Annotated in this window: 15 protein-coding genes and 3 pseudogenes; 5 read left to right on the top strand and 13 right to left on the bottom strand. The window is 45.0% G+C overall.

Annotated features, from left to right (window positions below; all coding sequences use genetic code 11):
- Positions 1-83: 83 nt before the first annotated feature.
- The 3 genes from ACH19P_RS09435 to purE form a co-directional block, all read right to left on the bottom strand.
- Complete coding sequence (locus ACH19P_RS09435; RefSeq protein WP_462158331.1) at positions 84-1,301, bottom strand: endonuclease/exonuclease/phosphatase family protein; 1,218 nt, start codon at positions 1,299-1,301, stop codon at positions 84-86.
- A gap of 150 nt (positions 1,302-1,451) precedes the next feature.
- Complete coding sequence (locus tag ACH19P_RS09430) at positions 1,452-2,591, bottom strand: 5-(carboxyamino)imidazole ribonucleotide synthase (protein WP_462158330.1); 1,140 nt, start codon at positions 2,589-2,591, stop codon at positions 1,452-1,454.
- Positions 2,592-2,604: 13 nt separating this feature from the next.
- Positions 2,605-3,087, bottom strand: coding sequence for a 5-(carboxyamino)imidazole ribonucleotide mutase (purE, locus tag ACH19P_RS09425; RefSeq protein WP_462158329.1), 483 nt, complete (start codon positions 3,085-3,087; stop codon positions 2,605-2,607).
- Between the two features lie 159 nt (positions 3,088-3,246).
- Between purE and ACH19P_RS09420 the strand changes: the two genes are divergently transcribed.
- Together ACH19P_RS09420 and ACH19P_RS09415 are read left to right on the top strand one after the other, a co-directional pair.
- Positions 3,247-3,432, top strand: coding sequence for a hypothetical protein (locus tag ACH19P_RS09420; protein ID WP_462158328.1), 186 nt, complete (start codon positions 3,247-3,249; stop codon positions 3,430-3,432).
- A gap of 155 nt (positions 3,433-3,587) precedes the next feature.
- A complete protein-coding gene (locus tag ACH19P_RS09415) occupies positions 3,588-4,124 on the top strand; it encodes a TetR/AcrR family transcriptional regulator (RefSeq protein ID WP_462158327.1) in 537 nt (178 codons plus the stop codon).
- 184 nt (positions 4,125-4,308) lie between these two features.
- On the opposite strand, the gene ACH19P_RS09410 is transcribed toward ACH19P_RS09415, so the two are convergent.
- Positions 4,309-4,782, bottom strand: a complete 474-nt coding sequence (locus tag ACH19P_RS09410; RefSeq protein WP_462158326.1) for a GNAT family N-acetyltransferase — start codon at positions 4,780-4,782, stop codon at positions 4,309-4,311.
- Positions 4,783-4,863: 81 nt separating this feature from the next.
- Here ACH19P_RS09410 and ACH19P_RS09405 point away from each other — a divergent pair, with 81 nt between their 5' ends.
- The gene (locus ACH19P_RS09405) at positions 4,864-5,064 is read left to right on the top strand and encodes a hypothetical protein (protein ID WP_462158325.1); all 201 of its coding nucleotides are present in this window, start codon (positions 4,864-4,866) and stop codon (positions 5,062-5,064) included.
- A gap of 26 nt (positions 5,065-5,090) precedes the next feature.
- Here ACH19P_RS09405 and htpX read toward each other — a convergent pair.
- The 6 genes and pseudogenes from htpX to bioB all read right to left on the bottom strand — a co-directional run bounded on the left by htpX (position 5,091) and on the right by bioB (position 9,775).
- A pseudogene (htpX, locus tag ACH19P_RS09400) lies at positions 5,091-5,949 on the bottom strand (protease HtpX).
- 239 nt (positions 5,950-6,188) lie between these two features.
- Positions 6,189-6,871 (bottom strand): annotated as a pseudogene (bioD, locus tag ACH19P_RS09395) (dethiobiotin synthase).
- On the bottom strand, positions 6,868-7,611 hold the full coding sequence (locus tag ACH19P_RS09390; protein ID WP_462158324.1) for a methyltransferase domain-containing protein: 744 nt from the start codon (positions 7,609-7,611) through the stop codon (positions 6,868-6,870). The pseudogene bioD and the gene ACH19P_RS09390 overlap by 4 nt, the downstream one beginning before the upstream one ends.
- Positions 7,608-8,468, bottom strand: coding sequence for an aminotransferase class I/II-fold pyridoxal phosphate-dependent enzyme (locus ACH19P_RS09385; protein WP_462159333.1), 861 nt, complete (start codon positions 8,466-8,468; stop codon positions 7,608-7,610). Before ACH19P_RS09385 ends, ACH19P_RS09390 begins: the two co-directional genes overlap by 4 nt.
- A 79-nt stretch (positions 8,469-8,547) precedes the next feature.
- Positions 8,548-8,730: a hypothetical protein gene (locus tag ACH19P_RS09380; protein WP_462158323.1), complete on the bottom strand. Its 183-nt coding sequence runs from the start codon at positions 8,728-8,730 to the stop codon at positions 8,548-8,550.
- Positions 8,731-9,775: pseudogene (gene bioB, locus ACH19P_RS09375) on the bottom strand (biotin synthase BioB). It abuts the gene before it with no gap.
- A 96-nt stretch (positions 9,776-9,871) separates the two neighbouring features.
- Between bioB and bioA the strand changes: the two are divergent.
- The gene (bioA, locus tag ACH19P_RS09370; protein WP_462158322.1) at positions 9,872-11,170 is read left to right on the top strand and encodes an adenosylmethionine--8-amino-7-oxononanoate transaminase; all 1,299 of its coding nucleotides are present in this window, start codon (positions 9,872-9,874) and stop codon (positions 11,168-11,170) included.
- A gap of 68 nt (positions 11,171-11,238) precedes the next feature.
- On the opposite strand, the gene ACH19P_RS09365 is transcribed toward bioA, so the two are convergent.
- Positions 11,239-11,673, bottom strand: a complete 435-nt coding sequence (locus tag ACH19P_RS09365; protein WP_462158321.1) for an ATP-binding protein — start codon at positions 11,671-11,673, stop codon at positions 11,239-11,241.
- A 537-nt stretch (positions 11,674-12,210) separates the two neighbouring features.
- Between ACH19P_RS09365 and asnS the strand changes: the two genes are divergently transcribed.
- Positions 12,211-13,608: an asparagine--tRNA ligase gene (asnS, locus tag ACH19P_RS09360; RefSeq protein ID WP_462158320.1), complete on the top strand. Its 1,398-nt coding sequence runs from the start codon at positions 12,211-12,213 to the stop codon at positions 13,606-13,608.
- 110 nt (positions 13,609-13,718) lie between these two features.
- On the opposite strand, the gene ACH19P_RS09355 is transcribed toward asnS, so the two are convergent.
- Positions 13,719-14,645, bottom strand: a complete 927-nt coding sequence (locus tag ACH19P_RS09355) for an electron transfer flavoprotein subunit alpha/FixB family protein (protein WP_462158319.1) — start codon at positions 14,643-14,645, stop codon at positions 13,719-13,721.
- Complete coding sequence (locus ACH19P_RS09350) at positions 14,642-15,394, bottom strand: electron transfer flavoprotein subunit beta/FixA family protein (RefSeq protein ID WP_462158318.1); 753 nt, start codon at positions 15,392-15,394, stop codon at positions 14,642-14,644. The genes ACH19P_RS09355 and ACH19P_RS09350 overlap by 4 nt, the downstream gene beginning before the upstream one ends.
- Positions 15,395-15,420: the final 26 nt, after the last annotated feature.

The following is a 15,420-nucleotide window of genomic DNA, read 5'->3' as shown; positions in this document are numbered from 1 at the left end:
GCTGACCAAAACTCTGCGCTAGCAATAAAACAAGCTCCATGCCTGCTTCATTAACTGGTAGACTACTTTTTGAACATTTAAGTTCAATCAATTTTAGAAATTTTTAAGTCCATCCACACTAACCGATGATCTGAAGAGAGTTTTCGATCACTCACTAGTTGATAGCCATGCTCATTTTCGTGTGGCCAATATACCCCGCCGGCAATCGGGGTTAGCCCTACTTGCGACGGAAGAACATAATCTGCCCGAGCACGCCAGCTTGCGGTGTAATACTGAGCGAATACCGTATCTTCACTGTGTGCTCCACCGTTACTTTTGGGCACAATGCTGGCGTTTACGGCAGGATGTTGTAACACTTGATTAATCGCCGCTGGGCGCGCTTTTGAGCCTTGAGGTGCCGCATTCAAATCACCGACTATCACAAAGCGTGAATTCTGATTCAAGCCCCCCTGTACACCCTTATCATCTATCACATAATCAGGCGTTTGAGTTGAGATGTAGTCCGCTAATAATTTTATCTCCGCGTAGTTTCGGAGCCCATTTCTATCTTCAGGTCCGTCAAAAACCGGTGGTGTGGGATGCGATGCTAATAGATGAATAGTGTCACCATTAACATCTATAGGAATATCCCAAAATGACTTGGAGCTAAGTCTCGCAGCTTGCCACGTTTGCTTGTCATAAAATGGCTGCCCTTCGAGCATGGGCATCGTACTCCCTTCTTGAGTGTGCCACTTCAACTTCATAAAGCTACGTATCGACGATTCATCAATTTTATAGCGACTTAAAACAACCATGCCATATTGACCCGGATAAAAACCGAAGCCATATGCGTCACCCGCCTTTGCGGTCATTTTGCCATCACCGTCAAAGTCATATTCACTAGGCACACCGGTGTTTACCGGTCCGCTAAAACTGTATGTGTATTCGATAGGTTGTAATTGACCATGCGGAACACTAAGAAAATTGCGCTGAAATAATGCGACATTTTCACGCCAGTTAGCCGTGTAATCAAATTCGTTTAGCAAGATAATATCGGGTCTAACCTGCTGAATTATAGTGGCAATATTATGAATTTGTGGGTTTTCACCTTCCTCCAACAGCTGTGGCAATGGCGATGCATCCAAAGACGTAAAATTTTTCTCGTAATTAGAGCCATCCATACTGACGTTGAATGTTGCTACCCGAATAGTTGTATCTTGCTGCACTTCGATATTTCTATCAAAAGTAACATTTGAACAACCACTGGCAGTGACTGTGAAGGCACAAATAGAGGTAACTGCCACAAGAGATATTCGATTCATACTTTTTCCATATTAAGCACTAAAATCCTGAACGCCTTAAGATATCAGTTAACATAATGAATTTATATTATTTATTAGAGTCTGCTGACGTTAATAATGAACGGGCATAAAAAAGCCGAGCGATGCTCGGCTTCTTTATGCATTATTGCGTTAGTTTAAAATCAAACGCTTGGCACATGCACCAACGCCGGGGTAATCATCCTCCGCTAACACCTCTGTTAGCTCAGATAATCGCTCACCCAATGCATGAATCGTTGGTGCGCTCACGTTGATGTGACCCATCTTACGACCCGGTTTAACGCCCTTGCCATACCAATGACTGCGTACCTGTGCTGTTTTCAACACCGTAGTAGGAATTGCTGCTTGTCCCAACACATTGATCATTGCACTAGGTTGGAGCAATTCAGTGTTGCCTAAAGGCAACCCTGCGACTGCACGAACGTGGTTTTCAAATTGACAGCTGTATGCACCCTGCTGTGTCCAATGACCCGAATTGTGAACACGCGGAGCAATTTCATTAACGAGTAATCGGCCATCAACATCAAAGAACTCAATGGCTAACACGCCCACATATTCAAGCTCATTAGCGAGTTTGGTATACGCGTCTATAGCTTGTTGTTGAATGCTATCGGCCACAATACCTGCAACTGACAGGGTCAATACACCATGAGTATGCTCGTTTTCTGTCACAGGATAAATTGCCACATTACCTTGATGGTCACGTGCACCAATCACGGATACTTCACGGTCAAATGGAATCATTTTTTCACAGATAATACTGTGCGCTTCGTCTTTGGCTAGAAATTCTGCCATTTCACCCCAAATACCATCTGCATCAGCGATAGTTTTTAGACGCCATTGACCTTTACCGTCATAACCTGCCTGACAAGTCTTGATAACTAATGGAAGCTCAAGCTGTGCAATTGCTTTGTCTAAGTGGCTACGTTCAGTAACAAGAACATAAGGTGCGCTCGGCACGCCCGCTTTTTCAAGCAACGCTTTTTCTTTTGCTCGGTCACCACCGCATTCAATCGCTTGTTTACCTGGGAAAAATTTACCGCTTTGTTCACACAGTACCAAAACATCGGCTGGGATGTGTTCGAATTCTGCCGTGATACTGTCGCTCTGCGCAATTGCCTGCTCAAGAGTCAGTGCATACACTTCACCTGTAACCGGATGAACAACTTGTTTTGTACCAACATCATAAGCACAAATATGAATATCAAGCGGAGTACCTGCCAACGCCATCATGCGCGCCAATTGACCTGCACCTAACACTAACATTTTCATTTCACTGCAGCCCTTATTCAGCTGGATTTGGATTAGCTAGAACAGTCTCAGTTTGTTCTTTACGGAATACGTCAATTTTTGCTAAAAGTTCAGGTTGCTGACAACCCAAAATTTGCGCCGCGAGTAAACCAGCGTTGGCTGCACCTGGGTCACCAATTGCAAGCGTGCCTACCGCAACACCCTTTGGCATTTGGCAAATAGATAACAAAGAATCAACACCATTGAGTGCTTTAGACTTAACAGGCACACCGAGCACAGGCAAAGATGTGAAGGCTGCCGCCATGCCTGGTAGGTGCGCCGCACCACCTGCACCCGCGATGATCACTTTTATACCACGGTCGGCTGCTGAAGAAGCATAATCAGCTAGCAACTGAGGAGTACGGTGAGCAGAAACAACCTTGGTTTCGTATTCAACACCAAATTTATCTAACATGTCCGCTGCGTGTTGCATTGTGGGCCAGTCAGACTTAGACCCCATGATGATACCTACTTTCATTGCTACTCCTCGGGTATAAACGATACGTAATTAGATGTCTTTGCGCGAAGCACTATTGCCTCAGGGTGTACGCAAAGACCACCGCCACAAATTTATATGGCAACAAATTTGCCGCGCATTATACAAAAAAACAGATGAAAAAGCATGCCAAGAAGCGTAATGATACGACGAAAAAATCCTTCATCATTAAGTGAGTATCTTGCAACGGTAACCCATGAGTTATTTGCCCCTATCAAGGAGCCTATCACTGCACAGCGCAGTATCTTTTATGTACACAAATCACACGGCAATTTTCACCCTATTTTGCATAAGATGGTTGCCTTAAAAGAAGGCCTTAATATATAAATATACCTAATGTTTACCAACATCTGCGCAATATGGCCACTTTAACGAAACGGCCATTGCTTGTTGATTTTATATTATTTTTTATATTCAAAAGAAAAGTGAACGCGCTCAATTTAAATGTGAGCACGCTCACTATTGGAATGTATGGAGTCTCTGTGAGTCACTCTCAATCCCCCAAGAAGCTCGCCACCCGAGCACGTATTTTAGGTAGTGCTTGGACGCTGTTTTTGGCCAACGGCTATACAGCAACCTCCACTCGCGACATTGCCGCCCATGCAAAGATTGGCAACGGCACCTTGTTTTCTCACTTTGAAAACAAAGAGCATCTGCTGCGCGAGCTTATGCTCCAACAACTTTCAGAAGTTATTCAACGCGCCAAAGCCTGCGATGAATTCGAGCAACCTAAGTTAAAAATGCGCCACTACGCCCAACATCTGTACGAGTTTTATTTACAGCACGTAGAATTCTCTAAAACGATACTTCAAGGTCTTATCTGGCAAGGGGATTTCTTCAGTGCGCAAATGGAAGAGTTAAAGACATCGTTATTCATTGACTGTGAGCGCTATGACGAAGTACGCGCTGCAGCAATGATCGATTGTTACTTCATGACGCTGCTAGAAGGGCTCAATAGCGAAGGAATAAAAACATCTCAGCTCGTAAGTCGCTTGAGCTCGAAGTTGGCGTTGTTGTAATGGCGTAAAAACCCGCCACTGCGACACAATCTTCGAAGAGCAACAGGTGTGATGTTTGTACAATGAGCATCGTTACATACTGAACACAAAGTACGGGCTAAAAACCATTGCCATTTATTTATAGAGCTTCATAGTAGTGTTATGCATAGAACGCTCTCACACAACACCGACACTATTTAATAGCTCACAGCTGTTTTCGCCAACGAGTTTCATCTATTCGTGTAAATCCCAATGACAATAACGTGTTGCAGCATCGCGTGTTGCGTTTATCCACCCGCGCCGTTACTACTGATATGTCAGATTCCAAATAATTATTATAGCGTGCTAAAAGATGGCCCACCGCCCACTGCATTAGCCCTTGCCCCCAATAATCTGGGTGCAATTCGAATCCGAGCTCAGCACAGCTGTCCTGAAGATTGTATAGACCTACGGTGCCTATTAAACATTTACGGTGAACTATGGCCAATCGACACCCTGTTTGCTCCAATTGCATTTCTATGTCTCCCTGAATCAGATCGCGCACATCACCTTTACAGGTTAGGGGCGCATAATCATTAAATTGCGCAACGGCCTCAAATGATAAAAGCGTAAATAGAGCCGCTGCGTCTTTATGGCTGATCAATCGAAATTGTAGGTCTGCAAGGTGTTCGACATTCATGAACGTATGAAAGGGGTATTTTGTTTGCAGAATTATTGCCTTAAACTAAGTCTATATTCAAGCACTGGAAGTAATTGTTAAATGCATGAACAGTATGTGAAAGTCCCACCTACAACCACAGTATATTGCCCTGAGCGCGGTGAAGGTTGGACATTAACGGGAATAACCGGTATCGATGAATACACATCAGTGATGTTCGACGGTGTGAGGCACACTATTTCCGCAAAAGAGATTGTCGAGCAGCTATTGCCAAACCAGCAGGCAAGAGAAGTAACTAGTTGAAAAAGGGGCCAATTGGCCCCTTTTTGTTATTTAAGTGCGTTTATACGCGAATCTAATGGTGGGTGTGAAGCGAACAACTCGCCAATTGAGCGACCTGAAGCAATACCAAATGCCATCATTGAACCTTGCAATTGAGATTCATGGTTATGCTTTAAGCGCTCCAGCGCTGCGCGCATTTTATTAGCACCAACGAGCTCTGCTGCACCTTTATCTGCTGCGTATTCGCGTTTACGGCTAAAGTAGGCAACAATCACTGATGCTAAAATGCCGAACAAGATTTGGAAAACCATATCAAAGATAAAGTACGTCCAGCTGCCGCCCTCTTCTTTCATCCCCGTTAAGGAAGTTATCGACAATACCCGCTAAGATCTTTGCGAGAAAAATAACAAAGGTATTTACCACACCTTGAATGAGCGTCAAAGTCACCATGTCACCATTAGCAACGTGCGACACTTCATGAGCAAGAACAGCTTGCGCTTCATCTTTGGTCATGTTGTGTAGAAGGCCGCTACTTACGGCAACTAATGAATTGTTCTTTGATGGCCCCGTCGCGAAGGCGTTAATTTCTGGGCTGTCGTAAATAGCCACTTCTGGCATTTTAATACCGCGCTGCTGCGCTTGTTCAGCAACAGTTGCAACCAACCATTGTTCAGTGTCAGTGCGCGCTTGTTCAATCACGTAGGCACCAGTCGATTTTTTTGCAATCCACTTAGACATGAATAGGGAAATAAATGAACCACCGAAGCCAAACACAGCTGCGATGACGAGGATACCGCCAATGCTTCGTGATGAAATACCTAGCACGGAAAACAAAATTGACAATACCAGACCAAGCACCAGCATCACTGCCAAGTTGGTCAATAAAAACAGCACTACACGCTTCATACTACATTTCTCCAATCGAGTAAGATTATTCATTAGGAGTCAGCAAGGTGACTCATAATGGATAGCATCACTCTAACCTTGAAGTGAACATCTGCGAATTACATGTTATTTGATTGGACAATCAACATGGTGAGAAATTCACAACGGATGGTAGTTGAATATATATAGGCGAAAACCCGTTACTTCAAGTTTTGTGCGACGTGTAAATGTAACTGTGTGTATCAATGGATGATTATTATTCAGCGAAGGCCTAATGTGTCTAATAAAGCACCGTGAATACGTAACTTAGGTGTGCCTTCAGCATAAGGGCTTTCGGCTAGCATCGGTGCAGGTAATCGTGCTTTAAGCGTGGCTAAATTTTCATCATAGCACTGCATTTCAGGATCCACTTGGTTGGCAATCCAACCTGCGACATGAACACCTTGATGTGCCAACACTTCCATAGTGAGTAACGCATGGTTTAAACACCCTAATTTCATACCCACAACTAGAATCACAGGAATTTGTGCAGCACTTACCCACTCGCTCATGAGCTCAGTATCATTAATTGGCAATAGCCAACCACCTGCGCCTTCGGTCAACAACACATCAGCGCCACTGTTTTAATATCTGCGTATGCATCATGCAGTTTTGTGATTGTGACTGTTTCACCCACTTGCTTAGCGGCGATGTGAGGAGCAATTGGCGGTGCATAGATGAAAGGATTAACTTGTTCATAAAGCACATTGGTGTTGCCACTTTCAATTAATGTCAGTGCATTGCTATTAACCAAGCGCAAACCAAATGCTTCTTCTGAGCCTGCAGCGATAGGTTTAAATCCGAGCGCCTTTTTCTTGTGTTGCACAACTAGCTTCAACAGCAAGCTTGTTACATGGGTTTTCCCCGCATCGGTATCGGTTGCGGTAATAAAGAACTGTTTCATTTTACTAATTCCAAAAAGGCGACGTTGTAACTGAGTTTTACCTCGCTACCTTGCTGTTGTAACGCTTTAAGAACGCCAGCATACTCTAATTTTGTAATCGGTTTTTGTTTTTGCGCTGTACTCGTCGCGCCAATAGCGGATAAACTTCTCAACGCCTCAGGGGCACTGGTAAAGTAATCGAACAATACTTTTTGCTGTGCCCAAGCAAGTGTAAAACCGTTACCCCTTGCCATCTGCTGCAGTTCTTCGAGTGAATTGAAGTCATTGATTGCTGTGCGCCCAACACTTGCAAACGCTTGTTTCACTTCATGTAATGAATGTTCTGCAACCACTGCCAAAAATGCTCTTGCGCCTGGCTTCAATACCCGATAAAGCTGTGCCAATGCACCACTCATATCTTCTGACCATTGCATCGCAAAGTTACTAAACACGGTATCTAGCGCTTGATTTTGAATGGGTAGCGCATCCATATCGCCACACACTCTTTCACTGCCATGCGTAATTTGAGCAAGCATTTGCGCAGATAAATCGAGTGCGATGTAACGCTGGCTTTTAGCTTGTAGTGCGTGACTGTTGACGCCTGGCCCTGCCCCCAAGTCCAAACATATACCCAAATTCCGCTTACCGATTTGATTGAGTAATAATGCGCTGCTGCTGGCTTGCACTCGTGCATTGTCTTGATACTGGCAGGCTGCCTTCGAAAACTGACTCTGCGTTCTTAGCTTGAGTGCTGCGCTCATCGACATTGCTCCAATGCTCTCACCAACGAATCAACATCTTCATAAGTGTGCGCTGCACTGAGCGTTATACGCAACCGCGCGGTGTTTTGCGCCACCGTTGGTGGGCGAATCGCACTGAGCCAAATGCCCTTTTTACGCAATGCCTGTTGCATCTCAAGCGCGCTTTCGCTGTCACCCACAATTAAGGGTTGAATGGGCGTTTCCGATGCCATTAAAGCTAAACCGGCCTGGGCGCATTTATCGCGAAAATAAGTAATCAATTGTGCCAAATGTTGACGCTCTTTATTGGCATTAAGGAGCTGCGTAAGTCGCTGTGATGCTACCGCGCACTGCATAGGTGAAACAGCCGTTGAATAAATGTAGTCACGATTTGCTTGCAGCAGTAAATCAATCACTTTGCTTTTGGCCAACACAATGGCACCGTTACATGCCATGGCCTTACCGAAGGTGATCACTAAGATTTCAGGTTTAACCTCTAGGGCACTACCCACTCCGTCGTTCAAAACACCAAAACCATGGGCGTCATCGAGCATAAACCAAGCATGGTGTTGCTCACAGACGGTCTTTATCTCACCTACTGGCGCGCAATCACCATCCATAGAAAACACGCCTTCACTGACGACCAGCTTGTTAGGTGATTTCGACTTAGCTAATCGGGCTTGCAAATGGCTGATATTGTTGTGGTTGAAACGCTGCATTTGCGCATTAGATTGCAATCCGCCATCAATCAAGCTGGCGTGGTTCAGCTTATCTTGAACAATAAACCCCTCAGGGGCTTCGTTGAACAAGGCTTTGAGCACGCTCACATTGGCGCTAAAGCCGCTGGAAAATAGCATGGCGCTCTGGTAACCAAGCAATGTACAAAAACGCTGTTCCAACGCTCGATGACACCCATGATACCCGGTTACCAAAGGTGAACTGTGGGAGCCAGAACGCTCATCTATCGCGGCGAGAGGTTGATCCCCTTAGCCCCAGATAGTCGTTGCTAGCAAAATTCAAATACATTTTGCCCGCCACAGTGATTGTTCGTGCAGTGACGTGTTCAACCGCAACGCGCTGGCGCAACAAATGTTGCGCTCGGCGTTGGCTCAACACGTCATCGATGAAATCAAAGGCCATTTATTTCGCTTCGTAAAATAGCTCTGATTCAGCCTTGTCGGCAATCGCAGACGTCAATGACGCTTCATACGCTTCATCTGAGTAATCGTGTGCTTTCTCTGGGTTCATGCCCAATTTGCGGATCAGATTCATATCCGCGTCGGCTTCTGGGTTTTCTGTGGTGAGCAACTTATCACCGTAGAAAATTGAGTTGGCACCCGCAAAGAAACACATACTTTGCATTTGCTCGTTCATCGCCGTGCGCCCTGCTGACAAACGCACATAACTGTGAGGCATCATGATACGAGCCACGGCAATGGTACGAATAAATTCAAAGTGGTCTAAATCGTCCACATTCTCAAGCGGCGTGCCCTTTACTTTTACGAGCATGTTAATTGGCACACTTTCAGGTTGTTTTGGCAGATTAGCGAGTTGAATAAGTAAGCCGTAACGGTCTTTTGCCTGCTCACCCATACCCACGATACCACCTGAACATACCTTCATTCCGGCGTCACGCACGTTATCTAGCGTGTCTAGTCGGTCTTGATAGGTACGCGTGGTGATAATTTGCTGATAGTACTCAGGCGATGTGTCTAAGTTATGGTTGTAGTAGTCTAGGCCGGCATCGCGTAGTTGGTGTGCTTTGTCGTTATCAAGCATGCCCAGCGTCATACAGGTTTCTAAACCGAGTTCTTTTACTTCGCGCACCATTTTTTCAATGTAGGGCATGTCGCGGTCTTTAGGATCTGACCACGCTGCGCCCATACAAAAACGAGTCGCACCTTTTTGTTTAGCCAAACGCGCCTGCTCGACTACCTTTTCAACTTCCATTAAGCGTTCACGCTCTAGATTCTGTTTTGTAGTGGCCTGACTGTGGGCAGTATTTACAGTCTTCAGGGCAGGCACCGGTTTTGATCGATAACAACGTTGAGATTTGTACTTCGTTCGGATTGAAGTTCTGCCTATGAATGCTCGCCGCTTTAAACAACAAATCGTTAAATGGCATTTCGAAAAGAGCTTTGACTTGCTCGTGGGTCCAGTTATGACGGATTTGGGCCTGTTCCATAGAGTTCTCTTTATTATGGGCACTAAAACAAATTTTGTATCAGTCTACGAGTTGCCTTAGTATTGTCAACGCAAAACCAAAGTTTAAAGTTTACATATGAGCAATAATTGTACAGATAATCACATTGATGTGGAATTTGATCGCGCACACATCTGGCATCCCTACACCTCGATGACCAAACCTTTGCCAAATTACCCAGTGACCCATGCAAGCGGCACTCGCATTCACTTGCAAAGTGGTGAATCTTTGGTTGACGGAATGGCATCTTGGTGGAGTGCATTGCATGGCTACAACCACCCAAAACTCAATGATGCATTGGTGTCACAAACTCAACACATGAGTCATGTCATGTTTGGCGGCATTACGCACAAACCTGCCGTTGATCTATGCAAAAAATTGGTTGAACTGACTCCTAAACCATTAGAAAAAGTGTTTCTTGCGGATGGTGGCTCGGTGAGTGTTGAAGTGGCGATAAAAATGGCTATTCAATATTGGTTTAGTCAGGGAAATCAGCGCAAACACAAACTCATGACGCCGAAAAAGGGTTATCACGGCGATACTTTTGCAGCAATGAGTGTGTGCGACCCTGTGAATTCCATGCACAGCATGTATCAGGGCTTTTTACCGCAACAACTCTTTGTGCCACAGCCAAAAAGCCGCTTTGGTGAATCGTTTGATGTGCGAGAAGCTCATGAATTAAACACTTACTTTGCTGAACATCATCAAGATGCCGCCGCGTTTATTATCGAGCCAATCGTGCAAAATGCCGGTGGCATGAACTTCTATCACCCCCAATACCTCAAAGCAGTGCGCAACTTATGTGACCAATACGATGTGCTATTAATTTGTGATGAAATCGCCACTGGCTTTGGACGCACTGGGAAGCTATTCGCAGTTGAGCATGCGAATATTAGCCCAGACATCATGTGTGTGGGTAAAGCGCTAACAGGTGGTTACATGACGCTTGCAGCGACTTTAACGACAGAGAAAGTCGCAACAGGCATTTGTGAAGGCGAGGCTGGCGTGTTGATGCACGGGCCTACATTTATGGGTAACCCATTGGCCTGTGCTGTTGCCAATGCGAGTTTGAGTCTGCTACTTGAGAATAACTGGCAGCAGCAGGTAAGCAATATTAATCGATGGCTTCAAAGACTTACAAACTGCCTTAGTCTTGATGAAGTGGTTGATGTCAGAGCTCTCGGTGCAATTGGCGTCGTTGAATTAAACGCTGCGGTGGATGTAGCCAAAATTCAAAAGTTCTTTGTTAAGCAAGGTGTATGGATCAGGCCGTTTGGTAAACTCATTTACCTCATGCCCCCTTTCATCTCCACAGAGCAAGACATAAACCAATTGTGCGACGCAATTTATGCTGCAATTGCAGGCAAACATTATTGACATCGCACCTTATTAAGCACGGCTATTGAACATTGGGAGTGTGCCTTCTTTGGCACGCTCTTAGTTAACTACCACTCGAATTGGTACGCCATTTTCGCAATAGTTCGAAGTGCGACGTTATGGGTATTTCGCTGCGCATATAAGTGTTGCATGGCTTTGTCTTTGACTTCACCCACAATAACTTCTTTAACTTGATAATCAAGTGCATGAGCTGCTTCAACGTAAGCCACAAATTCCCACTTTTTGATATTGGTGTTATCAACAATCACCAACGGGATCCCCTCAGCTAATGCCTTAATAAAACGCGCAAGATTAAGGTTATGGAATTGCGGTAATTTGTGTTTATCGAACTGATACCCGCCATCGTCTGAGATGAAGAAATCATCCGTGCTGCAAATAAAGTATTGGCTGGCATCACCAGCGACTAAATCGTCTGCGAGATTTTGTGCATAGTGGGTTTTGCCACTACCCGGCAACCCTCTTAGAATAACAACTTGTTTCATTAACCACTCACTATAGCTAGCGTGAAGCTGACGCTTAAAAACGCCAATGCGACTAAGGATAGTGACGCTAGATGCATCATTTTATTTATCTTTCTGGCTCGTATAATGCCACAAACACAGCATAGACTGCACAGCCCAAGTAAAATTAATGCACAATTTCTTGGTTCAAATAGCCAATGATCTCGTGTTTGCACGTCAAAATAGCGCAAAATACCGTAATCAACTTCTGGCCGAGCGTAGTGTATGAGTATCAACACCACGATAAACATCATCCAGCCGATACCTGCACACCAAGCAACTAATTGAAACGGACCTTTCCTGTCACCACGCAACATTGTCCAATACTCCCATAAATCCTTGTACCCTTTAAGTTTAGGTGAAATATTAAACACTTTTAGGTAATTAACGTAGAAACAGGCCAATTGACAGTTTTTTTCTCACCAAATCGCGGTTAAGATAGGCCTCTTAACTTACATCATAATTAAGGTGCACAGAATTGAATAAGCACCTTTGGCACAAGTAATCATTGGAGTGAAAATGAGCCATACAGCAATCGCCGAGCTATTAAAAGGCGCCGTTGCAGTGGACAGCCAAGTGACCATTAAGGGCTGGCTGCGTACACGTCGCGACTCAAAAGCAGGTATTTCGTTTTTAGCCGTCCATGACGGTTCGAGTTTTGATCCTATCCAAGCAGTCGTGCCGAATTCTCTGAATAATTATGATGAAGTAACGCGTTTAACTGCGGGTTGTTCTCTGTCGGTAACAGGTAAATTGGTCGCTTCACAAGGCCAAGGCCAAGCATATGAGATCCAAGCAGAATCTGTTGAGGTTATCGGTTGGGTAGAGAATCCAGATTCTTACCCTATGGCTGCAAAACGTCATAGCATCGAGTTCCTTCGTGAGCACGCTCACCTGCGCCCACGTACAAACGTGATCGGTGCCGTAACACGCGTTCGTAATTGTTTATCACAAGCGATTCACCGTTTCTTCCATGAACGAGGCTACATGTGGATCAGCACGCCAATCATCACGGCAAGTGACTGTGAAGGTGCGGGTGAAATGTTCCGTGTATCAACACTTGATATGCAAAACTTGCCGCTGACAGACAAAGGCGACATCGACTACAGCGAAGATTTCTTCGGTAAAGAAGCATTCCTTACGGTATCCGGTCAGCTAAACGGTGAGACTTACGCAAGCGCAATGTCGAAAATCTACACGTTTGGTCCTACCTTCCGTGCAGAGAACTCGAACACGTCGCGTCACTTAGCTGAGTTCTGGATGGTTGAACCTGAAGTAGCGTTCGCTGATTTAGAAGACATCGCTAAACTAGCAGAAGACATGTTGAAATACGTGTTTGCTGCAGTACTGGAAGAACGCCGTGATGATATGGAATTCTTCGCTCAGCGTATTGAAAAGACGGCAATCTCTCGCCTAGAAGAATTTGTTAGCAAAGACTTTGCACAAGTTGATTACACAGACGCAATCGAAATTCTTAAAGGTTGTGGCAAGAAATTTGAATTCCCTGTTGAGTGGGGCGTGGATTTACAATCAGAACACGAGCGTTACTTAGCGGAAGAGCACTTCAAATCACCTGTAGTTATCAAAAATTACCCACGTGATATCAAAGCCTTCTACATGCGCCAAAACGAAGATGGCAAAACTGTTGCAGCCATGGACGTAGTAGCGCCAGGCATCGGTGAAATCATCGGTGGTTCTCAGCGTGAAGAACGCTTAGATGTGCTTGATGCACGTCTTGAGGAAATGGGCCTTAACAAAGAAGACTACAGCTGGTATCGCGATCTACGTCGCTACGGTACAGTGCCTCACTCTGGTTTCGGTCTTGGTTTTGAGCGTCTAGTTGCGTATGTGACAGGTATGGGCAACGTTCGTGATGTAATCGCGTTCCCACGTACTAAAGGCAGCGCAACTTATTAAGCCTTTGTCTAATCTATTAAAAACCGCTCTACGAGCGGTTTTTTTATGGCTAGTGGAAAACAAAAAAGCCACTAAATAAAGTGGCTTTTTAAGTCTAATTTTCTGTGATGTTACAGTGCAGCTTCTAGCTCAGGTAACACATCAAATAAATCAGCTACCAAGCCATAATCTGCAACTTGGAAGATAGGCGCATCTGGGTCTTTATTGATAGCAACGATAACCTTTGAGTCTTTCATACCCGCTAAGTGTTGGATAGCACCACTGATACCGACAGCAATATATAAGTTAGGAGCAACGATTTTACCCGTTTGGCCTACTTGCATATCATTTGGTACGAAGCCCGCATCAACCGCAGCACGTGAAGCACCAATTGCAGCACCCAGTTTATCGGCGATACCTTCAAGCAATTTAAAGTTCTCACCGTTTTGCATTCCGCGACCACCAGAGATGATCACATCAGCGGCAGTCAGCTCAGGTCGCTCTGATTCAGTTTGTTCATTAGCAACAAACGCACTGTTTGCAGACTCAACCATATGGTCAACAGTTTCAATCGGTGCGCTGTTGCCCTGCTCTGCGACATCAAACGCGCTTGAACGCACGGTAATGATGTGTTGTGATTCCAACGACTTCACTGTAGCGATGGCATTACCAGCGTAAATTGGACGCTTAAACGTTTGTGCATCAACAACATCGATGATGTCAGAGATTTGCGCTTTGTCTAGCAATGCAGCTACTCGTGGCATCATGTTTTTACCTGTGGTGGTTGCACTTGCAAAAACGTGGCTATAGCCTTCGCTTAAAGCAACAACCAGATCAGCACAGTTTTCTGCTAGCTGGTGCGCATAAATCGCGTTGTCAGCCACCAATACACGGCTAACACCTGCGATGCTACTTACTGCGTTTGCCGCTTCGCCAAGGTTTTCGCCGATGATCAACACATCAATGTCGCCACCTACTTTGCTCGCGGCATGAATTGTTTTTGCGGTTTCAGGCTTTAGTTGGCCGTACTCGTGTTCTGCGATAACTAATGATTTCATGACACCACCTTCGCTTCAGTTTTCAGTTTGTGTACTAGCGTAGCTACGTCTTCTACAATTTCACCTGCCTGACGTTGAGTTGGTTCTTCAACCGTAATCATTTGGATACGCGGAGCAAGATCAACACCCATTTCAGTGGCAACTTTCACATCAAGTGGCTTACGTTTAGCCTTCATGATGTTCGGTAGTGATGCATAGCGAGGCTCATTCAAACGCAAATCGGTGGTTACAATCGCAGGTAGGTTCAATGCTACAGTTTGCAAACCACCGTCGACTTCGCGGGTTACATTTACTTTGCCGTCGTTTAATTCAACTTTCGAAGCGAATGTGCCTTGTGGCCAGCCGCGCAATGCAGCTAACATTTGACCCGTTTGGTTATTATCTGAATCGATGCTCTGCTTGCCCAAAATAACGAGATCGGGTTGTTGCTCATCAATGAGTTTGTTAAGCAGTTTGGCGACGTGCAGTGAATCCAATTTTTCTTCGCTTTCGATATGGATGGCACTGTCTGCACCTAACGCTAATGCGGTTCTTAATTGTTCTTGTGATGTCTTATCACCAATCGTTACCGCTATCACTTCTGTCGCTTTGCCCGCTTCTTTTAAACGAATCGCTTCTTCAATGGCGATTTCACAAAATGGGTTCATCGCCATTTTAACATTTGCGAGATCCACATCGCTGTTGTCAGCCTTAACGCGTACCTTAACGTTGTAATCTATAACGCGTTTAATGGGCACTAATACTTTCATATATGCTCCTAAATGAGACGTAGGAT

The sequence above is a fragment of the Pseudoalteromonas sp. GB56 genome, assembly GCF_054923835.1.
This window is presented reverse-complemented; position numbering and strand designations above follow the sequence as displayed.